The sequence below is a fragment of the Pseudomonas sp. 2024-210 genome (assembly GCF_045062345.1).
Taxonomy (GTDB): domain Bacteria; phylum Pseudomonadota; class Gammaproteobacteria; order Pseudomonadales; family Pseudomonadaceae; genus Aquipseudomonas.
Genome location: NZ_JBJGEJ010000014.1, coordinates 44,334 through 67,174, shown reverse-complemented (window position 1 = coordinate 67,174; position 22,841 = coordinate 44,334). Strand labels below are relative to the sequence as shown.

Genomic DNA, 22,841 nt, shown 5'->3' with positions numbered 1-22,841 from the left:
CTACCCATGGAGCACTCGCCTTAACATGAACTAAATTCATGTAAATCGACGAGTGATCAAATACCACGCAGGTTTGTTATGCTTTGGCATCTTTTGCATGGCTCTAAACAGGTAGTCCTATGTCTGACCGCAGCGCTCGTCTCCAAGCACTTCAGCAAGCCCTCAAAGAGCGCATTCTGATTCTCGATGGCGGCATGGGTACTATGATCCAAAGCTACCGTCTGGAGGAACACGACTATCGTGGCACACGCTTCGCAGACTGGCCGAGTGATATCAAGGGCAACAATGACCTCTTGGTCCTGACGCGCCCGGACGTTATTGGTGCTATCGAGAAGGCCTACCTGGATGCCGGCGCCGACATTCTCGAAACCAACACCTTTAACGCCACTCAGGTTTCCCAAGCCGATTACGGCATGCAAGCCCTTGCTTACGAGCTGAACGTAGAAGGCGCACGCCTGGCACGCAAGGTGGCCGATGCCAAAACCCTTGAGACGCCCGACAAGCCTCGTTTTGTTGCGGGCGTACTGGGGCCAACCAGCCGCACCTGCTCACTGTCCCCGGATGTCAACAACCCCGGTTACCGCAACGTCACTTTCGATGAACTGGTGGAGAACTACACCGAGGCCACCAAAGGCCTGATCGAAGGCGGCGCCGACCTGATCCTGATCGAAACGATTTTCGACACCCTCAACGCCAAAGCCGCGATCTTCGCCGTTCAAGGTGTCTTTGAAGCATTGGGCATCGAGCTGCCGATCATGATTTCCGGCACCATTACCGATGCCTCGGGTCGCACCCTGTCCGGTCAGACCACCGAAGCGTTCTGGAACTCGGTCAGCCATGCCAAGCCGATTTCGGTGGGCCTGAACTGTGCACTGGGTGCCCGCGAACTGCGCCCCTACCTTGAAGAACTGTCCAACAAAGCCAACACCTACGTCTCGGCTCACCCTAACGCAGGCTTGCCCAACGAGTTCGGCGAGTACGACGAACTGCCCTCTGAAACCGCCAAGGTGATTGAAGAATTCGCTCAAAGCGGCTTTTTGAACATTGTCGGCGGTTGCTGCGGCACAACCCCGGGGCATATCCAGGCCATCGCCAATGCCGTGGCCGGTTATGCTCCCCGCCAGATCCCGGACATTCCCAAGGCCTGTCGCCTGTCGGGCCTGGAACCGTTCACCATTGATCGCAACTCGCTGTTCGTCAACGTTGGCGAGCGCACCAACATCACCGGCTCTGCGCGCTTTGCCCGCTTGATCCGTGAGGACAACTACACCGAAGCCCTGGAAGTGGCTCTGCAACAAGTTGAAGCCGGTGCGCAAATCATCGACATCAACATGGACGAAGGCATGCTGGACTCGAAGAAGGCGATGGTCACCTTCCTCAACCTGATCGCCGGCGAGCCCGACATCTCCCGTGTGCCCATCATGATCGACTCCTCCAAATGGGAAGTGATCGAAGCCGGCCTCAAGTGCATTCAGGGCAAGGGCATCGTCAACTCGATCAGCATGAAAGAAGGCGTCGAGCAGTTCATCCATCACGCCAAACTGTGCAAGCGTTATGGCGCCGCAGTGGTCGTGATGGCCTTCGACGAAGCCGGACAGGCCGATACCGAAGCGCGTAAAAAGGAAATCTGCAAACGCTCGTACGACATTCTGGTCAATGAAGTGGGCTTCCCGCCGGAAGACATTATCTTCGATCCGAACATTTTCGCCGTGGCCACCGGCATCGAAGAGCACAACAACTACGCTGTGGACTTTATCAACGCCTGCGCCTACATCCGCGACGAACTGCCCTATGCACTGACCTCGGGCGGCGTGTCCAACGTGTCGTTCTCGTTCCGTGGCAACAACCCGGTGCGTGAAGCCATTCACTCGGTGTTTCTGCTCTACGCCATCCGCAATGGTCTGACGATGGGCATCGTCAACGCCGGGCAACTGGAAATCTACGACCAGATCCCGACCGAACTACGCGATGCCGTTGAGGACGTGGTGCTCAACCGCACCCCGGATGCCACTGATAACTTGCTGGCTATCGCCGACAAGTACAAGGGCGACGGCAGCGTCAAAGAAGCCGAGACCGAAGAGTGGCGCAGCTGGGACGTCAACAAGCGTCTGGAGCATGCACTGGTCAAGGGCATCACCACGCATATTGTTGAAGACACTGAAGAGTCACGCCTGTCCTTCAAGCGCCCGATCGAAGTGATCGAAGGCCCGTTGATGTCGGGCATGAACATTGTGGGCGACCTGTTTGGCGCCGGTAAAATGTTCCTGCCGCAAGTGGTTAAATCTGCCCGCGTGATGAAGCAGGCGGTCGCGCACCTGATTCCTTTTATCGAACTGGAAAAAGGCGACAAGCCCGAGGCCAAAGGCAAGATTCTGATGGCCACGGTCAAAGGCGATGTGCATGACATCGGCAAGAACATTGTTGGTGTGGTACTGGGCTGCAATGGCTACGACATCGTTGACCTGGGCGTCATGGTGCCGGCCGAGAAAATTCTGCAAGTGGCCAAGGAACAGAAGTGCGACATCATTGGCCTTTCCGGCCTGATCACCCCGTCGCTGGATGAAATGGTGCACGTCGCCCGCGAAATGCAGCGTCAGGACTTCCACCTGCCACTGATGATCGGTGGTGCGACTACCTCCAAGGCCCACACGGCAGTCAAGATTGAACCCAAGTATCAGAACGACGCCGTGATTTACGTCACGGACGCCTCCCGCGCCGTGGGCGTGGCCACACAGTTGCTGTCCAAAGAACTGAAACCGGCATTCGTCGAGAAGACCCGCGAAGAGTACGTTGAAGTGCGCGAGCGCACCGCCAACCGCAGCGCCCGGACTGAACGCCTGAGCTACGCAGCATCTATTGCCAAAAAGCCGCAGTTCGACTGGGCCAACTACCAGCCGGTCAAGCCCACCTTCACAGGTGCCAAGGTGCTGGACAATATCGACCTCAAGGTACTGGCTGAATACATCGACTGGACACCGTTCTTCATCTCCTGGGATCTGGCAGGCAAATTCCCCCGCATCCTCACCGATGAAGTGGTCGGCGAGGCCGCTACAGCGCTGTATGCAGATGCTCAGGAAATGCTGAAAAAACTGATCGACGAGAAGCTGATCAGTGCGCGCGCGGTCTTCGGCTTCTGGCCGGCCAACCAGATCAATGACGACGACCTGGAGCTCTACGACGATAATGGCCAGCCGTTGGCCAAACTGCATCACCTGCGCCAGCAAATCATCAAGACCGACGGCAAGCCAAATTTCTCGCTGGCCGACTTTGTCGCGCCAAAAGACAGCGGCGTCACTGACTACGTGGGCGGTTTTATTACCACGGCCGGGATCGGCGCTGAAGAAGTGGCCAAGGCTTATCAGGACGCAGGCGACGATTACAACTCGATTATGGTCAAAGCGCTGGCAGATCGACTGGCTGAGGCCTGTGCGGAGTGGTTGCATCAGCAGGTTCGCACCCACTACTGGGGTTACGCCAAGGACGAACAATTGGCCAACGAAGAACTGATCAAGGAACAATACAGCGGCATCCGCCCTGCTCCCGGCTACCCGGCCTGCCCTGATCACACCGAGAAAGCCACTCTGTTCAAATTGCTCGACCCTGAAGCCGAAGAAATGCGCGCAGGCCAAAGTGGCGTGTTCCTGACTGAGCACTACGCCATGTTCCCGGCCGCCGCGGTCAGCGGCTGGTACTTTGCACACCCGCAAGCGCAGTACTTTGCGGTGGGCAAAGTCGACAAGGACCAAATCGAAAGCTACACCGCACGTAAAGGCCAGGACCTGGCTGTCACCGAGCGTTGGCTGGCACCTAATCTGGGGTATGACAACTAAGCCCCTGTCCAGTAGCGTATGAGCGCTGCCGCAGACTCTGTCACAACAGAGTCGCTACGACCCCATCGCAGCTTGCGGCAGCGACTACAGCAACAAGTGCCCTGAACTACACTCTCGCCACTGCCGTCTGCGCGAGTGAGTGACATGAGCGACCCAGCTGACAACAAACCTCCTACGTTCTGGCAAGTCGTGCACAGCGTGATGGCCGCCGCCTTTGGCGTGCAAAGTTCAAAAAACAGGACACGCGATTTCACCCACGGCAAACCCGGCCAGTTCCTGCTGCTGGGCTTGCTGTTTACCGGGGTATTTGCCTTGACGTTGTTCGCAATCGTCAAGCTGGTGCTGTATTTCGCAGGGGTTTGACTACTGATGACTGACCCAGTACACGGCTGTCGCCACGACCAGAATAATCAAAAAAAGAATGGCCCACGCATCGACTTTGCTGTCGCTTTTACGCACTTTGACTGGAGTACTCATCGCATCGCCTTTTTTTCGGTTTTATGGGTGAATGCTTAAAGACTCCACTGAGTTAAGCCCAGCAATGCCCTTCTTACAAGTAAGGGATTTAGAATCAACCGCTTATAGTCGTTTTCGTTCTTTCCATATGCTTAAACATCACTTTTGCGCATAACTACAAACTGGTATCGTGCCCAGCTCCGTGGGGAGTGCGCGGCCGTGCGCGCAGATAAGCTGTTAGCAGCCTGAGAACAGGACCTATATGTACGTATATGACGAGTACGATCAGCGGATCATCGAGGACCGCGTCAAGCAGTTCCGAGATCAAACCCGACGCTATCTGGCCGGTGAGCTGAGCGAAGAAGAATTCCGCCCTCTGCGCTTGCAGAATGGCCTGTATGTTCAACGTTTCGCTCCGATGCTGCGGGTCGCTGTGCCCTATGGCCAATTGACTTCGCGCCAGGCGCGGATGATGGCCAAGATTGCTCGCGATTATGACAAGGGCTATGCGCACATCAGTACCCGCCAGAACGTACAGTTCAACTGGCCAGCGCTGGAAGACATTCCGGACATCCTGGAAGAACTCGCTACCGTGCAAATGCACGCTATCCAGACCAGCGGCAACTGCTTGCGTAACGTCACCACCGACCAGTTTGCAGGCGTTGCCGCCGATGAACTGATCGATTCGCGTCCGTGGTGTGAAATCGTTCGTCAATGGACGACTTTTCACCCTGAATTCGCGTACTTGCCGCGCAAGTTCAAAATTGCGATCAACGGCTCTGCGTCTGACCGTGCCGCGATCGAAGTGCACGATATTGGCCTTGAGCCAGTCTTCAATGACGCTGGCGAACTGGGCTTCCGCGTACTGGTCGGCGGCGGTCTGGGCCGCACCCCGGTGATTGGTGCCTTTATCAACGAATTCCTGCCTTGGCCCGACTTGTTGAGCTACCTCGAAGCCATTTTGCGGGTCTACAACCGCTATGGCCGTCGGGACAACAAGTACAAGGCGCGGATCAAAATCCTGGTTAAAGCGTTGACACCCGAAGTGTTCGCCGAGCGCGTTGAAGCCGAAATGGTGCACTTGCGCGGTGGTTCGAACACCCTGACTGAAGCCGAAGTCCAGCGCATTTCCAAGCACTTCGTTGACCCGGACTATAAAGCCCTGCCCGACTTCGGTGCTGAACTGGCTGAGCTCGACCAGCAGCATCCGGGTTTTGCCCGTTGGCGCGTGCGCAATACTTTGGCTCACAAAAAGCCGGGCTATGTCGCCGTAACTTTGTCGCTAAAACCTACGGGCGTTGCGCCGGGTGATGTGACTGACAAGCAGTGGGACGGCATTGCCGACATGGCAGACCGTTACAGCTTCGGCCAGTTACGCACCTCTCACGAGCAAAACATCATTCTGGCCGATGTTGAAGAGAACCAATTGTTCGCCATGTGGGGCGAGTTGCGCGAGCAAGGTTTTGCCACACCGAACATTGGCTTGCTGACCGACATGATTTGCTGCCCTGGCGGCGATTTCTGCTCGCTGGCCAATGCTAAATCAATTCCAATTGCCGAATCGATCCAGCGTCGCTTTGAAAACCTTGACTACCTGTTCGACATTGGCGAACTGGACCTGAACATTTCCGGTTGCATGAACGCCTGTGGTCACCACCACGTCGGTCATATCGGCATTCTGGGTGTCGACAAAAAAGGCGCCGAGTTCTATCAGGTCTCATTAGGCGGTAGCGCCAGCCGGGATGCCAGCCTGGGCAAAATCCTCGGCCCATCGTTTGCTCAGGACGCCATGCCGGATGTCATCGAAAAGCTGATCGATGTGTACGTTGAACAACGCACCGAAGACGAGCGTTTCATCGACACCTATCAACGTATCGGCATCGACCCTTTCAAGGAGCGCGTCTATGCAGCGAATCATTAAGAACAACGAAGTCATCGACGAAACCTGGCACCTGCTGCCAAAGGACGCCAGCTTTGACGACATCTCTAACTGCGACGATCTGATCGTCCCGCTAGTAATGTGGCGTGAACACGCCCACGCACTCAAGGCCCGCGATGGCGGCTTGGGTGTGTGGCTGGACAGCGATGAAGAAGCCGAAGAAATTGGCGAAGACGTGGCGAACTTCCAGGTGATTGCCCTGAACTTCCCCGCCTTCACCGATGGGCGCAGCTACTCCAACGCCCGTCTTCTGCGTGACCGCTACGGCTACAAAGGCGAACTACGCGCCATTGGTGACGTACTGCGCGACCAATTGTTCTACCTGCACCGCTGCGGCTTTGACGCGTTTGCCATTCGTGCCGACAAAGACCCGTATGAAGCACTGGAAGGCCTGAAAGATTTTTCGGTGACCTACCAGTCGTCTACCGACGAGCCGATGCCTCTGTTCCGTCGGCGTTGAGACCTTGAAAGGTTCTGGGTCGGATGATCCGGAACCTTTCACTTAATCCCCTGCCTGAGGCTCAGCCTGATGTATGGGCCCTGGCAATGGATGCTCCTGCAATTCTGTTGTGGTCAGCCTGGTAATCAGCGCCCCTCTGGCTTGATTTCGCTCTTCTCTGATCGTATTCAAGCTCTCAAGATAGGTGCCGCTGGACAGGCCCTGCCGTTGCGAAAACAAAACATCCAGACGTTGTGCAAAAGGCTCATCAGACAGACTGAACGTCTCTGGATGCTTTTTCTCCAGAAATTCATACCAAAAGTCCCGTGATTCGATTGAAGCCTTCAAGGCCGAAGGTGTTTCCTGACGCACGACAGACGCCCGGGCGGTTTCAACCTCAGCCTGCGTCACGTGGGCGATTTGTTCAAACCGCATGCTGGTTGGCCGCGCGGGCAAATCCAGACGATTGGCCAACTGAATGTGGTAATACATTTGAATCTCCAACGGGTCATGACGGGCCAGCCTGGCGCGCAATGCTGCTGGACTGAGTAACGACGCCAGCGTCAGGGCCTCGGGAGTACCTAATCGATAGGCTACACCTTGTTGTTCTTCAGCACTCATCTCGCGTACGGGAATCGGCGCAAAATCAGGGCTTACGGCATCAGCGAGGGCCTGAAGTTGCCCGATATACGCCTGTTGCTCCGCGAGGATTGTTGCCTGACGAGCATTGACCACCGCTGTGACATGCTTGTCGAGCAACTCCAGGCGAAAGAGCCCTCGTGCCAATTTCAGGAGTTCCTCTTCTGTACCGGGCTGACGCAACGCGTTGGTTACGTGACGTTGTAACTCCAGGCTGGCGAACGTCATCGCGCTCCCATCCCGGCAGGTTCGCGGATTGGCCGCAATGTCGAATGAACGGCGCCGCAATTCGCTGGATTCATGCATGGCAGTGAGGGTTGCCCAGACTCGTTCGGTCAGATCATCCTGAGTTCGTAAAAACTGCTCAGATTCACTCATATCCTCAAGCACCCGAAAAAACGAACTTGATTGACTCAGGCTCGACAAATCATTCCAAATTTGCGTTTGCTCAAGTGTCGGTTGGCGAGCCCAGTGCAGAATGCCTCTGGCCGACCTCGCATGCATATGCTGCACTTCAACCCCTAAATTGATGCCCTGTTCACGCCGGTAAATATCAAGGCGGCGAATCGAATCGGCATTCAACGGGTTGTCATGCAGGTTAGTCACACGATTGATTGCAGCCCTTTCAGCCGTCAATACTTCGCCGGGAATGTGAATAATTGCGTTATCCCGCAAATCAAGGACTTGCAAATGCGTGAGATTTTCCACCCCTTCAGGCCACTCACTGATCTGGGTATGCCGCAGTCGTAAGTCCTCCAGATCCGCTAGTTGGCTCACTGAAATTCGACGCCCCAATGGATTGCCCGTAAGGTTCAGCGATTTAAGTGTGTTAAGCCCAGATAACAACGTGACGGCTTCAGCACTTAATGCCACCTGATTACCTTGAAGATTCAGCTCGGTGAGGTGCGTCAGCGTGGCCAGTGATGAAGGTAATTCGCGCAGGTGATTGTTTTCGAGCGACAGCACGCGCAAGTTGGGAAAGCGTTGCAGAAAATGAACGGGCACGATGGCGCTGGAAGAGTCCGCCAAACGCAAAGCACTGATATGGCTATAGTCTGCTGACAGCACAGGCAAGCTATCGACAGACCAACTATTAAGATCCAGTACGTACCCGACATGATCGCCAAAATTGACCGCTGGCGTTTGCCGCCTCCAGGCCAGTATCAACCGTTGGCCAATTGCGCGTTTTTCAGCAGTGGACATGAGCACCCTGGGGCCTGTATGTGACTGACGCCAAACAGGCCGTGTGACCCACTGTTCGATGTCGAAGCGCAGTGTTTGTAACTGAGTTTTGAGCGTGGCCAGGGCCCGGGTAGCCAGAGCCGGACTGAGCCGCAAGTGGTACAAAAATTGCCCGGCCTGAACGTCCGTCATCAAAGGATAAAGCTCTAGCACCAAGTCCTTAAGTAACCGTGATTTGCTTTCATCCAGCAGATGCCCCGAGCGGCCACCCAAGGTGTAGCCTATACGGCCATCAGCCAGGCGCATGGGCGGTTTTAACCAAGGCTTGATCGTCTGTAAGCCCAGCTTTTGAGCGCTGTTGATGCGCTCCTGTGCGGCCAGATTGGCAACTTTAAGGGCAAGCGCCTGCCCGGCGTCAGCCTCAGACAGGCCCATGGCTGTCCGCGCTGATGGCGAAAGCGTTCTTACGACGCACTTCAAGAGCTGGGGGGTGCTGTACATGTCTTCAGAGACCGTGCTGAAAAACTCATAATTGTCGGCGCTCTTGAAGAGCTCGACCCTGTTTGAGGCTGACGTATTACCCAGTCGGTCCAACTCCTGGCCCGTGGTTTTGTCGCGTATCACAAGCCTCAAGTTCTCTGGCCAGCCCGGCAAACGTTGCATGGTGTGCCAAGCAAGGGTTTGAGTATCAGCATTGCTCAAACCGTCAAAATAAAGCCCTTCCAGCGCGCGATTTAAACGCAAGAATTGAACATAACTCCGCGCCTCTTCCAGAACATGCAACGGCAGACGGTTGGTTTGTTTAAGAGTGGACACTTCACCAAGTGTCAGATGACTCATCAACTCAGTCATCACAGAAATCGGCAACCCGGAAAACTGACCCGTCAATGCATTCAGAGAGGGCGTGTCAGGTTCACTGGCGGTGTACAGCCGGGTTACCAGCCTTTTTTTTACCGTTTGAGCATGCGCTCCCATTTTGCGTGCCAATAATTGAGCCTGCTGGTCAACACCTGCCAAATCCTCACCTAACAACACTATTCTTTGCTCTGCTGAAAGACACTCCAATGCCGTCTTGAGCAAGTCCCCGTTATTAATCTGTGCTTCGGCTATCTGCATCCGCCGATGTATGGCTGCAAGTTCACTGCCGTATTCTTTGACGGTCCCGCCTTTTACATCCACGACACGCAGCACCAGATCGGATGGCCACCCCGCAAGCTCCGTCAAAACCTCCAATTGCAAGTCACTGTTATCAGGGCCGGTCACGCCTTGATTCATCTGCAGGATAGAGCGCTCGACTCTTTCGCAGATACCGGCACGCTTCATGCTGTCTGCGAGCAAAGGAGGGAGCGGCAAGTTATCTGTAAACAATGCACGCAGCATGTCGTCCGTTGTATGTGAAGCCTGCAACACAGCGTCCATGGCACGGCTTGAGAGCAACTGCGCATCAGGCCCCAAACGCCTGCTCAATTGCTCACGACGCCACAGTTGAGGGTTGTCCAGTTCGTGGGTCCAGGCGCCGTGATTGTTATGTTGCAATTTAGGAGTGTAGGCTTGGGGATCATTGGGGTGCTGAATATAGCTCTGTGTGCTGAGGGGATCTGTCTTGATGCGGTACACCTTGCCCTCCAGCTTGATAAATGCCCGCCCTTCAAGAAAATACACGCCATGTGCATTCGGTTTGATACCCGTCAGCGATGTTTTTTTTACTTCATAAGGCTTCAAGTCCGGTACCCACAATCGCTTGTGCCCTTGCACCGTCGTCACAGGAATCAACCCATCGACCATCGGTGATGGCTTCAACGCTTTGGCCGCGCCTGCCGAACTCGCTGCCAAGGCCAGGTTCTGGGCGATATCAAACAGGTATTCAAGTGCCTGAACACGATCCTCCCGCCGCCAGGCCTTGATACCCTCATACACTTCAGATCCCAGTTGAATCACACTGACGGCCAATAACACCTCACCCAGTACCGGTACAAAACCCAGAGCGATACCGAGCAAACTGACACCCAGATTTAAATAAGATGCCAAACGAGTCACACGGCTTTTAGTGTCTTCATCGCCCGTCGGAACTATTAATACTCGCGCGTCATCTTTCAGTTGCTCAAGTTGCAAGCGCCAGGCGACTTCAAACGGTGGAGTTGACTGAGGGATGTGTTGGGTTTCTAAAAATAATGCCGGATCATTGATAATGGGCGGTCGTCGAATCAACAACGAATCCAGCGTCACGTTTTTGGTGTCGATTCTGCGCAAGAACTCGGTACGCTGGCGCAAAGGCAGAAGCTTTGCGAAGTAACGAGCGAAGCCGGGCTCCTTGAGCCACTCTCGCAATTGCTCTTTGAAGGCCGTGAACGTTTGAAATAAATGAAATGACTGACCGGGAGCCTGCGGCAAATACACCATGCACCGTTGTACTTGTGCGGTGGGCTTGCGTTCCGGCCACATCACAATGATTCCGGGCACTTCAACACCCATGATTTTTAAAGTACTGTGCCGGGGATAACCTTGTGCAGCAGCGTTTTTCGTAAGTGCCAGCAGATCAACCATAAACATATAGTTCGTCGGACTCATTTGCTTATTCATGTAGGCAAGATGCAATGCTGACGCAAACATATGTTTTTGATTCATGCTGAACAGATAATTCAGTTTATAGCGTGTGGACCTAGGATCGTCACTGGGCCATCGATCATCGGGGGGGGCAAAAATCTGACTCAGGTGGGTTTGGTACTGCTGACCTAAATCCAGATTGCGGCAAATCGCGGCAAATATCTCTGGTTTCATCGATGAAGTAATGCGCGCAGAAGTGCCATCCACCTCATAAATAAATGATTCCTGGGCAAATTCAATTGCCTCGGTTTGAACAGCCTCAAAATTTTGCATGGCTGCCTGTAGCAGGCTTTGATGGGTAATGCTCGATACGATATTCACTTCCAGGCTTTGGGGTACCAATAAGTCAGGTAACAGCAACGGGATTAGGGTGTCAGCCAGCTTGAACTGTTGCTGACTCAAAAAAATCAGCAAGTTGTTCAGCAGGTGAACTTCTTTAATACCGTAAGTACGAGGCGTTATATCCCCCCACCCGTGGGCAACCAATGCCGCTTGCAGTAAGGGCTCACAAAACTTATCAATGGGCTTAACTTGCGCCAGTACTTGCGCTACAGCCTGTTGAGTAACTTGCCCCTGCCTGATACTTTCACGCAAGGCTTCACGAACAAACGAGGGCGCGTCTTTGAACCATGAAGGCAACAGGGGAGGAATAATGAGTTCATGCAGATTAATGGCCTCCGTACTGGCCAATTCTTCAGCACCCTCCACGTGTGAAACGGAGGAGTGCTCTGCGAGTGTCCCTACTGGGTTTTCCATAAAACAAACCTGAGTTATTCATAGAAGCGTTAGCTTATACTCAGAACCCAGATTGATTGAGTCAATTAGCCGATCACTCACTTCCCTGATTAAGCAAACATACGCCACTAAAAAATAAATATATACCGCACAATTAACAACAATCAAATAACTTGCTAATTAATACCCCCTAGCGAGACATCACTATCGCGCCAGGGGGTGGCTTATCAGAAAAACCGCTGTGTCAGCCGACGCCAAAGAGAATCAACCACCTGTTCAGCAGAAGCGCTTGCTGCCAGCCCTACTCGCTCTTGCAAACTTTTACGCTGCGCATAGTGCAAGTGATAAAGATGAGCGTTTTTAGCGCGTTCAGACAGGTATTCGTCACTGGTTTTCAGCTCATCCACCAATTGTTTTTCAATTGCGGCCACGCCCAGCCAGACTTCGCCGGTGGCCACTTCATCAATCGCCAGCTGCGGGCGGTATTGGGCAACAAAATTCTTGAATAACTGATGAGTGATATCCAGATCCTGCTGAAACTTCTCACGGCCTTTTTCAGTGTTTTCGCCAAACACGGTCAACGTGCGCTTGTATTCACCGGCGGTCAGGACTTCGTAATCGATATCGTGCTTTTTGAGCAGACGGTGGACGTTGGGCAACTGCGCCACCACGCCGATGGAACCCAAAATAGCGAACGGCGAGCTGATAATTTTCTGCCCGATGCACGCCATCATATAGCCGCCGCTGGCCGCCACTTTGTCAATGCAGATAGTCAGCGGAATACCGGCCTGGCGAATACGCGCCAATTGTGAGGACGCCAGACCGTAGCTGTGCACCATGCCGCCGCCACTTTCCAAGCGCAAAACCACTTCGTCAGTCGGGGTGGCCAAGCTCAGCAGCGCAGTAATTTCATGCCGCAGGCTTTCGGTAGCCGAGGCTTTAATATCACCGTCAAAATCCAGCACGAAGACCCGAGGCTTTTCTTCAGGCTGCTTCTTCAGTTTTTTCTCGGCTTTACTCTGCTGCTTGTGCAACGCCTTGAGTTGATCTTTGGACAGCAATGACTGTTCCAGCTTGTCTCGCAGGCCTTTGTAAAACTCGTTCATCTTGCTGACCTGCAATTGCCCGGCAGAGCGGCGACGCCCTTTGCCCCGCAATGCCGCCAGGGTCACCAGTACCACAAGAATGGCAACCACCAAGGTCACAGTCTTAGCCAGAAAACTGGCGTAATCGGCAATAAATTCCACAGCCTCTCCTCAAATGTCCGATTGGCCCTGAGTTTGGGCCGCGTAATGATGCCCAGCATACCGACGCGCCCTTCGACCTGCCAGCCACGAAACACAATGCTCAGCACGCCCAACGAACGATTCAAACGAGCGTATGTTTTTTCATTGACAGGTTCTTGCCTTCCTCCTAACCTCGCCAGACTTTCAGCGTGCCGGGATAAAGCGGACGTGGGCAGCATCTACCTGATCAGACATGGCCAAGCCTCATTCGGTGCAGACGACTATGACGTCCTGTCGCCTCTGGGAGTGCGTCAGGCGCACATCACCGGCCAACATCTGGTTGACCTTGGTGTGCGCTTTGATCGCTGCCTGTCAGGTGATCTGCTGCGCCAACAAGATACCGCCCGGCATGCGCTGGCCCAGTTCACGGCCGCCGGACTGACTGCGCCCGATCTGGAAATAGACCCGGCCTTCAATGAGTTCGACGCCTTCGCGGTGCTTGATGCCCTGCTCCCGGGCCTCTTGCCACATGAACCAGAAGCCCTGAACACGCTGAAAAATGCCGCCCATCAGCCGGAAGAATTCCAGCGCATCTTCGATCTGATCATTGCGCGCTGGATCAGCGGCACTTACGACTCCCCGCAGCTGGAAAGCTGGCCGGGTTTTATCGAGCGTGTGAAGGGAGGCCTGAACCGTATTCTCGATCTGGCCAGCCATCAACAAAACATTGCCGTGTTCACGTCCGGCGGCAGTATCACTGCCCTGCTCCACCAACTGACCCAAATGCCTGCCAGCGAGGCCTTCAAGCTGACCTGGCAAATTGTTAACACCTCGCTCAGCCAACTCAAGTTTCGTGGCCGCGAGGTCACCCTGGCTTCCTTTAACAGTCATGTGCATTTACAACTGTTGAAGACGCCATCGCTGATCACATATCGATGAGCGCTGGCAACCGTGACCTGCGGGTCGCCGTAACCCACCCTGAAAGGATCGAACCATGACTTCTGTAGCTGATGCCGTTCAAGCAATGAAAGCCAAATTCAACCCAGCCGCTGCTGAGGGCCTGGATCTGGTATTCGGCTTTCGCATTGATGACACAAAAAACTTCTCGTTGATTGTTAAAGACAACACGTGCGAGCTGCAAGAGGGTGAAAACCCGGACGCTCAAGTGACTCTGGTCATGGACGGCGAAACCCTGCACGGCATCGTCAGCGGCGAGACCGATGGCATGCAAGCCTTCATGGGCGGCAAGCTGCGCGCTGAAGGCGACATGATGCTGGCCATGAAACTGAGCGAACTGTTCCCGTCGTAAGCGCCACGCGACACTGAAAACCGAAGCCCACGCGCTTCGGTTTTTTTTGCATCGCTTTTTGCTCAAGGGTTATCAAGTTCACTGATTGCCCGCTAACCACCTCGCCTATAGAGGCCGCGATTGCCTTGTAGCCGCCATCAGCGCCTATTAAATTGGCCCATGTTGTCCAGCCCCAACTATAAGTAGAAGAGATAACCATGGCGCTCACCGACTCATCCACCCGTATCCGCTCCGGAGAAGAACTCAACGCCGGCGCAGTCGATGGCTATCTCAAAGCGAAGGTGCCAGGCCTGACCGGACAGCCCGTGATCAGCCAATTCCCGGGCGGTGCATCTAACCTGACCTATCTGATCGAATACCCCGGTGTAGAGCTGGTTCTGCGCCGCCCGCCCTTTGGGCACAAAGCCAAATCGGCTCATGACATGGGTCGCGAATACCGCATCATCAACCAGCTCAAGCAGGCCTTTCCTTATTGTCCTGACGCCTACGCCCACTGTACTGACGAGTCCGTCATCGGCAGCGAGTTCTATGTCATGGAGCGCGTCAAGGGGATCATCCTGCGCTCAGATCTGCCAGCCGAGCTGAACCTCACCGTTGAAGGCACGCGAACGCTCTGCCACAGCTTTATCGACAAGCTGGTTGAACTGCACAAGGTCGACTACAACGCCTGCGGCCTGGGCGATTTGGGTAAACCGCAGGGCTATGTCCACAGACAGATCAGTGGCTGGTGCGAGCGATACGACAAAGCCTTGACCCCAGATGCACCGCACTGGCAGCACGTCAAGGATTGGCTAAAGGCCAATATGCCTAACGATTACCCTGCCCCGAGCCTGGTTCATAACGACTACCGCTTTGATAACGTGATGCTTGATCCCGCCGACCCCATGAAGATCATCGGCGTGCTGGACTGGGAACTGACGACCGTAGGCGACCCTCTGATGGATTTGGGCAACAGCCTGGCCTATTGGATCGAGGCGAACGATCCCGCGTCAATGCAACACATGCGCCGCCAGCCAAGCCATGCACCCGGCATGCTGACACGCCGCGAATTTGTAGACTATTACGCTGAACGCTCCGGCATTCAGATCGACAATTACGATTTTTACTACACCTACGGACTGTTCCGCCTGGCCGGTATCGTTCAGCAAATCTACTTCCGCTACTACCACGGCCAAACCCGGGACAAGCGCTTTGCCACGTTTGTAAAAATGAATGAACTGCTGGAGCGCATGAGCCTCAAGGTCATTGCCCAGTCCAGTCTATAACCACGCCATCAGTAAGGAATCAGCATGTCCAAGACTCAACTGTTCGACCTCGATGGCAAAATTGCATTTGTGTCGGGTGCCAGCCGCGGCATCGGTGAGGCCATCGCCAAACTGCTGGCCCAGCAAGGCGCCCACGTCATTGTCTCGAGTCGCAGGCTCGAAGGGTGCCAGCCAGTCGCCGATGCAATCATCGCCGAAGGCGGCAAAGCCACTGCCATCGCCTGCCACATTGGCGAGATAGAGCAGATCATCCACACGTTTACCCACATTCGCGAAGCGTTCGGTCGCCTCGACATATTGGTCAACAACGCCGCCACCAATCCGCAGTTCGGCCATGTACTGGACACCGACTTGAGTGCGTTCCAGAAAACGGTTGATGTGAACATTCGCGGTTATTTCTTTATGTCGGTGGAAGCCGGCAAGCTGATGCGCACCCACGGCGGCGGCAGCATTATCAACGTCGCGTCAATCAACGGCGTATCACCGGGTGAGTACCAGGGTGTCTATTCGATGACCAAGGCGGCCGTGATCAACATGACCAAAGTGTTTGCCAAAGAGTGCGCGGCGTTCGGCATCCGCTGTAACGCCTTGCTGCCAGGCCTGACCGACACTAAATTTGCCTCGGCGCTGGTCAGCAATGACGCCATCTTGCAAACCGTATTGCAACGTATCCCGCTCAAGCGCGTGGCCGCTCCCAGCGAGATGGCCGGGGCGGTGCTGTACCTGGCCAGTGATGCGTCCACTTACACCACAGGCATTTCGTTGAATGTGGATGGCGGTTTTTTGTCATAACGCCTACACCGTACAGAAAGCTTACTGCGACAACTCCCTGATCATGGCCACGGTCAGGTACAGCCGCGGAGCCACGCTGTTCAATTCAATGTATTCATTGTCCGCATGCAAACCCGCCCCCACGACGCCCATGGTTTCCAGCACCGCCGGTTTGGCACTGCCCGGTACGTAGGCGTAGCCAGCATCCGTGCCAAAACGCATGGCGATAGGCTCAATGGTTTTATCGATCTGGCCATAGAGCTGACGGGCTGTTTTGGCCAACCCTTCAGAACCCTCATTTTTCGCCAGCGGCGGCCGGCCTTTGTTCAAGGTGAGGGTGACCTGAGTGTCCGGGATCAGGCTGTTTTTGGAGAGGCGCTCGGCGTCGGCCATCACCCGGGCATTCTCGGTGACGTCCGAATAGCGCATATCCGCCTCAGCGGTGGCCAGATCTGGAATGATGTTGGCTTTCTCACCTGCCTTGGCCAGGGTCCAGTTGACGGTAGTGCCTTTGGCCTGATCACCCAGGTCCTTGAGTTGGATAATCTGATGGCTCAACTCGGTGAGGGCATTGCGGCCGTTCTCGGGCGCGGAACCGGCATGTGAAGAGCGGCCCTTGACCTCCAGTTTCACCTGATTGATCCCATTGGTGGCCACCGTCACCGCATCTGTGTCGGGTGGCTCGTAAGAAAAGACGTAATCATGTTTGCGCGCGAGCTCGGAAATGATGCGTTTCGATCCGGCCGAGCCCATTTCTTCATCCGGGTTGAACAGCACGGTTAGCGTACCGTAGCCTTTGAACTGTTGGTCCTGAAGCAGCTTGATCGCGTGCAGGATCATCGCCACTCCGCCCTTGGCATCGGCAACACCGGGCCCATATGCACGGTCGCCCTCTGTGCGAAACGGACGTTTAGCCGCCGTGCCGGGGCCAAAAACGGTGTCGTAGTGCACCATCAGCAAGAAGTCCTTAGTGCCTGAACCTTTAAAGGTGCCGATGATGTTGTTCCCCGCCGAAGGCGTGGCCGGGAAGGTCTCAACCTTGGCCCCCAGATCGGTAAGGCGCTTGACCAGCAGTGCGCTGATTTGCTCAAGCCCTTCCTGGGTTCCCGTGCCGGTATCGACCGAGACGAGCGATTTCAGGGTTTGCAGATAGGCCGGTTGCTCGGCTTGAGCCTGGGAGAGCAGTTGTTGGGGGGGAATATCTGCGGCGTGAGTGATTGCACTAGCACATAGCGCCAGCAGAGTGGCTGTGGCGATGCTTATGTGGGAAAGCTGCATAAGGGTGGGCCTCGATCCATGACTGGGAAGTTGCGACTGCTGCGCTCGTGTAATCGAACGTAGGCCACAGACTAAACCGGTCTCATGTCGCTGAGCGGACCCATTGTGAAAACCGCGACGGGTCTCACAAAACAATGCCTGCTGCGTTCGAGGCGCCTTGTCTGGCGAAGCGGATCATTTGAAGCCGATCCGCCATGCCTCAATTTACTTGCTGACTACTTTCCCATTCTTGGTGCGGATTTCCTTGATCACATTATTAACGCCGTTGACCAATACGTAATAGTTGCCTATTTGCACCCATTGCTCGTCTTTAACCGGCTTGGTCAGTTTTTTGGATTTCCAGTCTTTTATCGCTGCTTTATCACGAATAAATTGGTCCGGAGCTTTGTCACCGATCCCGTAGCAACTGAACTTGTCCATAGACTTGACCAATATCTGATCGGCTTTGCAGTCGCGGGGGGTTTGATTGGCGGCTTGGGCTGCAAAGGGTACGGCGCCCATCAAACACGCCAATATTGATGCAGAAATAACATTGCGCATAATCACCTCGTCATGGTTACCGGCTAAGTGTCCGGGGATTTACTACAGGCACAATGGACAATTCTGGCAGTCGGATCGTTCCATTTTTTTAGAGTGTGTCAGCAGGTTGGTCGGCAGCGATCATTTGCTCAAGAAACATGGCGAGCGCCATTTCCTCGACCTTCAATCCTTTGCGTACACGCGGCTTTGGCAGCTTTGCCAAATTCCCAGAGGCAAAACCGTCCAATACGGCCGGATGGATATAGCACTTGCGGCAAACCGCCGGCGTATTGCCCAACTGTTTGGCGACGCTTTTAACCATGTCGACTACATGCCGCTTGGCATCGGACTCGGGTTGCCATTGCAGCTCGCGCAACACTGACAAGGCCAGCGCACTGCCCGCCCAGGTGCGGTAATCCTTGGCCGTGAAGTCGGCGCCCGTCAGCTCATGCAGGTAGTCATTCACATCGGAAGAACTGATTGAGTGGCGCACGCCCTCTTCGTCCAGATACTGAAACAGGCTCTGACCGGGAATTTCAAGGCAACGCTTGATGATGCGCGCTATCCGGCGGTCCTTGACCGAAATACAGTGCTCTACGCCGCTTTTGCCACGAAACTGAAATTTGATGGTTGTGCCACTGACCGCAACATGGCGACTGCGCAACGTAGTCAGGCCATAGGAGCGGTTATCGCGTGCGTATCGACTATTCCCTACGCGGATCAACGTGGCATCCAGCAAAGTGATGACCGTGGCCATCACTTTGTCGCGGCTCATGCCCGGCGCCGCCAACAGCCCGTCCAAATGTTTGCGCAGTTTAGGCAATGCCAGGCCGAAATCTCGCAAGCGTGAATACTTGGTGGCGTCACGCACCTCACGCCAGCGCGCGTGATAGCGGTATTGCTTGCGGCCTCTGGCGTCACGCCCGGTGGCTTGCAAATGGCCACGGGGGTCCGGACAAATCCACACATCAACGTAGGCCGGCGGAATGACAAGCGCGTTGATGCGCTTGATCTGATCCGTATCGGTGATGCGCTCTCCCGAAGGATCAAAGTAGCTGAAACCCTTGCGAAGTTTTTTGCGGGTAATGCCGGGCTGCGTGTCATCGACATAGTGCAGATCGGCAGGCAGCACATCGCTCATGGCGCGTCTCCTTAAAAGGCAATCATGGGCCCATAACACCATTGACCGCGCGGCACCCCAGAGGTGCCCCGTGCCCCCTCAGTCAGAGCGTCAGGAGGAAGCCGCGCCAAGTGACGATGAGGTCGCCCGCTCCGTCAAAGACCAGCCCTCTCAACTCATCCAGTTGCCACCGTCGACATTGTAGGTCTGGGCGACCACGTACTCGCTGTCGGGGGACGCCAGAAAAATAGCCATTCCGCTCAAATCATCGGCGGTGCCCATTCGGCCAAATGGCACTTCTTGCCCCACGCTTTTTTTCTTCTCGCCCAACGGGCGATTCTCGTAGCGGGCAAACAGTGCATCAACGCCGTCCCAGTGTTCGCCGTCGACGACTCCGGGGGCAATCGCGTTGACATTGATGCCGTGTTTGATCAGGTCAAGACCCGCAGATTGGGTCAGGCTGATCACCGCCGCTTTGGTCGCGCAATACACCCCCACCAGCGCTTCGCCCCGGCGACCGGCCTGGCTGGCCATGTTGATGATTTTTCCGCCATGCCCCTGGCTAATCATCTGTTTGGCGGCCGCCTGCAAGGTAAACAGGGTGCCCGCGACGTTGATCGCAAACAGGCGTTCAAAACTGTCCCGGCTGATGCCGACGATCGGAGCCAGATCGAACAGGGCCGCATTGTTAATCAAAATATCCAGTTTGCCCGTCTGCGCGATGACAGCGGCCAAGGCATCGTCGATTGAACGCTGACGGGTGACATCCATTTCAACCGCGTAAGCCTGTGGCCCCAACTCGCGGGCCGTGGCGCGGGCGCGCTCAAGGTTGATGTCGGCAATGGCCACCGTTGCCCCTTCGCGAATGTAGGCTTGAGCAAACGTACGGCCGATGCCTCGGGCAGAACCTGTTATTAACGCGCTTTTACCTTCCAGTCGTTTCATGGGTCGTTCATCCGTTTTTATGAGTGGGGATGCCCGTGGGCATCAAGGCTATGGATGATTTCAGCAGGTTAAAAATTACCCGACAAATGCGCAGCGGATGCCGGGCTGATACTTTTTTAATCGGGCAACTCAGGGTTAAAAAAATATCAGCCTTGCGCATTAGATGAGCTAGCCGCAGCCGACCACAAACGCGTATGTTTCAGCGACTCATCGCATACATAACGATAAAAAGGGCCTGCCATGTCTGATCACCGAGCCGCCCTGTTTGAACAACGGCCCGCCGAACTGGAAGTCATCCTCCCTGAGCCTCATCAGTGTTTTCGCTGGTATGAGCATGACTACCCTTATGCACTGGCACGCTGGAACCATCACCCCGAGTTTGAAATCCATCTGATTCGCCAAGGCAGCGGCAAGCTGGTGGCGGGCGATTACATCGGTGCTTTTTCGGCGGGGCATGTCGCGCTGATTGGCCCCGATTTGCCCCATGACTGGATTGGCGATGTGGCGCCCGGTGAGCACCTGGCCGGGCGAGATGTGGTGTTGCAATTTGATGGCGCGACCCTACTGGCCTTGCGCGGCACACTCCCGGAACTGGGCGATTTGCAGGATTTGTTTGAACGGGCTCGCCGTGGTCTGACATTTACCGGCTCAACCGCTTTAGAGGCCGCCCACCTGCTCGAAGCCATCGGTCTGGCTGAGGGGCTGGAACGGCTGATTCTGTTTCTGCAAGTGATCAATGTCTTGATCAAGGCCCCTGCGCAGGACGTGCATTTTCTGGCCAGTGCCTGCTACAGCCCCTCCCTCAATGCGCACAGTTCAGAGCGCATAAACAAAGCCTTTGACTATTTGCTGGCTGAACTCACAGGCGATGTTCGAGTATCCGTCATTGCTCGCCAGTTGAAGATGAGTGAGCCGGGGTTTTCGCGTTTTTTCAAACGAATTACCGGCCACGGTTTCATCGACCTTATGCGCAAGTTGAGGGTTCAGCGTGCGTGTCGGCTACTCATGCAAACCGAGCTGTCGGTGGCCACCATCTGCTTTGAAGTGGGCTATGAAAATATCTCCAACTTCAACCGCCACTTTCGCGTTGAAATGGGCCAGACGCCAAGCGAGTACCGGCGCGCCACCGGCATGACGCTGTTTAATCGCAGTACCTGCGGCATTAACCCTTGATTTCAGGCGCGAGCAATGACTCCTGCAACAGGCTAAAAGCATCTCTATGGATGAGCCAGCCCTGTTCTTCCTGGTGCTTCCACACAATCATGTAATCCCCTTCGACCACACTCTGCCGGCCTTGCGTAAACATCTCATAGCTTCCCACCTCAAGTACGGCGCCACCGAGGTCTTCTACTGTTTCGGTCGTAAAGACGGCGCCGTTTATGTTCAGTTCGAACAGGCGTCGGATATAACCCTCTATCGCCTGCCTGCCCGGCAAGACGCGTTGATCGCCAGCCAAAAAACAGGCATCGGGTGTATACAAAGCCAAGACGTTTTCTACACACCTGGTGGCAATGGCTTCTGCCACTTTATTGATGGCCTGTTGAACAGTTGACTTCAAGTCCATGACTTCACCTCACGAGGGCAACCGGGCCCAACTGATACAGTTTTCTGCAGTGTTCAATGCACGGCATTAATGACTCGGCTTCAAAGAGCAACATGAAGTGAGTCGTACACTCAAGTTCAGTGATGCTGAAGTGACGACACTTTAATAGCCACTCGGCGTTGTAGTTTTCTTCAACCCCTCTGGACAAATCATCGCTCATTAAAATATAAGGCGCCGCGGAGCCTTGCATGGCCCTGCTTCGATTGACGTAAAGATAGCCTTGTACTTCACAGTGTTCAGGCAAGGAGCGGTTGTAACCGTTGCAGACCAGGCTTTCCAGCAATTGATGGTCCTGGATTACCCTGAGCATAAACTGATCTTTGGCAAGCCTTAACCCGCGCTGCACACCCATGTCATAAATACGCTCGATAAAAGCTTCCAGGTACTCGTAACCGGACACTTCGTCTCGATGGATAAGCGTGCGCTGCGCACTGCGCCCCTCTGTCCACTCTTCGAGCAGGAGAGAAAAATTCATGGTTCTAAGCACCAAGGATTGCGCCCCCAGTTCACTGTTGTTGTGAGCCGCAGCCCATGCCTGAACGCTCGACATGTCTGTCGGGTCGATCAGCACCAGTGATTGCACCTTGTGCCCCATCAACACCAACTGCCGGGTCACTTCATAAGCAAGGGTACAGCCCATAGAATACCCGCCCAGATCGTACGGCCCCTCAGGGTCGATTGAAGTAATAAGGGCGATGTAGTAGGACGCTCTGGCTTCAATCCCGGATAACCAATAGTGCGTAATATCAATAGAGGGCGGTTTTATGGCATACAACGTACGCTGACTGACATTGGCAATGCGTTGATACTGCCAGATCGAACTGCCTCCAGCCGCAGCATGTATCCAAAATACCGGTCGGCCATAAGCAGCCTGTTTAAAACACACCACTTCGGGTGGTAGCGCTTTGAACGCCGATGACTGAGCGGGCGCCTGATTCACATTACCGGTCATTGAATGCATTTACTTTTCCACCGCACATG

The 22,841-nt window shown here is 54.8% G+C and carries 17 protein-coding genes; 9 read left to right on the top strand and 8 right to left on the bottom strand.

Features of this window, described 5'->3' with window-relative positions; all coding sequences use genetic code 11:
- Positions 1-119: 119 nt before the first annotated feature.
- From metH to ACI7MX_RS17855, 4 genes are all read left to right on the top strand, one after another.
- Complete coding sequence (metH, locus tag ACI7MX_RS17870; protein WP_405589657.1) at positions 120-3,830, top strand: methionine synthase; 3,711 nt, start codon at positions 120-122, stop codon at positions 3,828-3,830.
- A gap of 144 nt (positions 3,831-3,974) precedes the next feature.
- A complete protein-coding gene (locus ACI7MX_RS17865) occupies positions 3,975-4,193 on the top strand; it encodes a DUF2970 domain-containing protein (RefSeq protein ID WP_314484260.1) in 219 nt (72 codons plus the stop codon).
- 355 nt (positions 4,194-4,548) lie between these two features.
- Positions 4,549-6,207 (top strand): nitrite/sulfite reductase, encoded by a 1,659-nt coding sequence (locus ACI7MX_RS17860; protein WP_405589653.1) that lies wholly within the window; start codon positions 4,549-4,551, stop codon positions 6,205-6,207.
- Positions 6,191-6,685, top strand: coding sequence for a DUF934 domain-containing protein (locus tag ACI7MX_RS17855; protein WP_405589650.1), 495 nt, complete (start codon positions 6,191-6,193; stop codon positions 6,683-6,685). Before ACI7MX_RS17860 ends, ACI7MX_RS17855 begins: the two co-directional genes overlap by 17 nt.
- A 42-nt stretch (positions 6,686-6,727) precedes the next feature.
- Here the strand turns inward: ACI7MX_RS17855 and ACI7MX_RS17850 are convergent, their stop codons facing one another.
- Both ACI7MX_RS17850 and sohB read right to left on the bottom strand, forming a co-directional pair.
- A complete protein-coding gene (locus ACI7MX_RS17850) occupies positions 6,728-11,845 on the bottom strand; it encodes an NEL-type E3 ubiquitin ligase domain-containing protein (RefSeq protein ID WP_405589647.1) in 5,118 nt (1,705 codons plus the stop codon).
- A 206-nt stretch (positions 11,846-12,051) separates the two neighbouring features.
- Positions 12,052-13,071 carry a protease SohB gene (gene sohB, locus ACI7MX_RS17845; RefSeq protein ID WP_314484250.1) on the bottom strand — a complete coding sequence of 340 codons (1,020 nt, stop codon included), beginning with the start codon at positions 13,069-13,071 and terminating at the stop codon, positions 12,052-12,054.
- 207 nt (positions 13,072-13,278) lie between these two features.
- Between sohB and ACI7MX_RS17840 the strand changes: the two genes are divergently transcribed.
- The 4 genes from ACI7MX_RS17840 (at position 13,279) to ACI7MX_RS17825 (ending at position 16,416) form a co-directional block, all read left to right on the top strand.
- Complete coding sequence (locus ACI7MX_RS17840; protein WP_405589644.1) at positions 13,279-13,989, top strand: histidine phosphatase family protein; 711 nt, start codon at positions 13,279-13,281, stop codon at positions 13,987-13,989.
- 55 nt (positions 13,990-14,044) lie between these two features.
- Complete coding sequence (locus ACI7MX_RS17835; protein ID WP_405589641.1) at positions 14,045-14,359, top strand: SCP2 sterol-binding domain-containing protein; 315 nt, start codon at positions 14,045-14,047, stop codon at positions 14,357-14,359.
- A 197-nt stretch (positions 14,360-14,556) separates the two neighbouring features.
- Positions 14,557-15,624, top strand: coding sequence for a phosphotransferase family protein (locus tag ACI7MX_RS17830; RefSeq protein ID WP_405589638.1), 1,068 nt, complete (start codon positions 14,557-14,559; stop codon positions 15,622-15,624).
- A 24-nt stretch (positions 15,625-15,648) separates the two neighbouring features.
- Positions 15,649-16,416, top strand: a complete 768-nt coding sequence (locus ACI7MX_RS17825; RefSeq protein ID WP_405589635.1) for an SDR family oxidoreductase — start codon at positions 15,649-15,651, stop codon at positions 16,414-16,416.
- Between the two features lie 21 nt (positions 16,417-16,437).
- Here the strand turns inward: ACI7MX_RS17825 and ACI7MX_RS17820 are convergent, their stop codons facing one another.
- The 4 genes from ACI7MX_RS17820 to ACI7MX_RS17805 all read right to left on the bottom strand — a co-directional run bounded on the left by ACI7MX_RS17820 (position 16,438) and on the right by ACI7MX_RS17805 (position 20,257).
- Positions 16,438-17,673, bottom strand: a complete 1,236-nt coding sequence (locus ACI7MX_RS17820) for a M20/M25/M40 family metallo-hydrolase (RefSeq protein WP_405589632.1) — start codon at positions 17,671-17,673, stop codon at positions 16,438-16,440.
- Positions 17,674-17,877: 204 nt separating this feature from the next.
- Positions 17,878-18,213: an RcnB family protein gene (locus ACI7MX_RS17815; protein WP_314484232.1), complete on the bottom strand. Its 336-nt coding sequence runs from the start codon at positions 18,211-18,213 to the stop codon at positions 17,878-17,880.
- Positions 18,214-18,301: 88 nt separating this feature from the next.
- Complete coding sequence (locus ACI7MX_RS17810; RefSeq protein ID WP_405589629.1) at positions 18,302-19,333, bottom strand: DNA topoisomerase IB; 1,032 nt, start codon at positions 19,331-19,333, stop codon at positions 18,302-18,304.
- Positions 19,334-19,483: 150 nt separating this feature from the next.
- Entirely contained in the window at positions 19,484-20,257 is a 774-nt protein-coding gene (locus tag ACI7MX_RS17805; RefSeq protein WP_405589626.1) for an L-iditol 2-dehydrogenase, read from the bottom strand.
- 240 nt (positions 20,258-20,497) lie between these two features.
- Here ACI7MX_RS17805 and ACI7MX_RS17800 point away from each other — a divergent pair, with 240 nt between their 5' ends.
- Positions 20,498-21,430: an AraC family transcriptional regulator gene (locus ACI7MX_RS17800; protein ID WP_314484223.1), complete on the top strand. Its 933-nt coding sequence runs from the start codon at positions 20,498-20,500 to the stop codon at positions 21,428-21,430.
- On the opposite strand, the gene ACI7MX_RS17795 is transcribed toward ACI7MX_RS17800, so the two are convergent.
- Entirely contained in the window at positions 21,420-21,821 is a 402-nt protein-coding gene (locus ACI7MX_RS17795) for a YybH family protein (RefSeq protein ID WP_405589623.1), read from the bottom strand. The genes ACI7MX_RS17800 and ACI7MX_RS17795 overlap by 11 nt on opposite strands.
- A 4-nt stretch (positions 21,822-21,825) precedes the next feature.
- A complete protein-coding gene (locus tag ACI7MX_RS17790) occupies positions 21,826-22,821 on the bottom strand; it encodes a thioesterase domain-containing protein (protein WP_314484217.1) in 996 nt (331 codons plus the stop codon).
- Positions 22,822-22,841 lie beyond the last annotated feature (20 nt).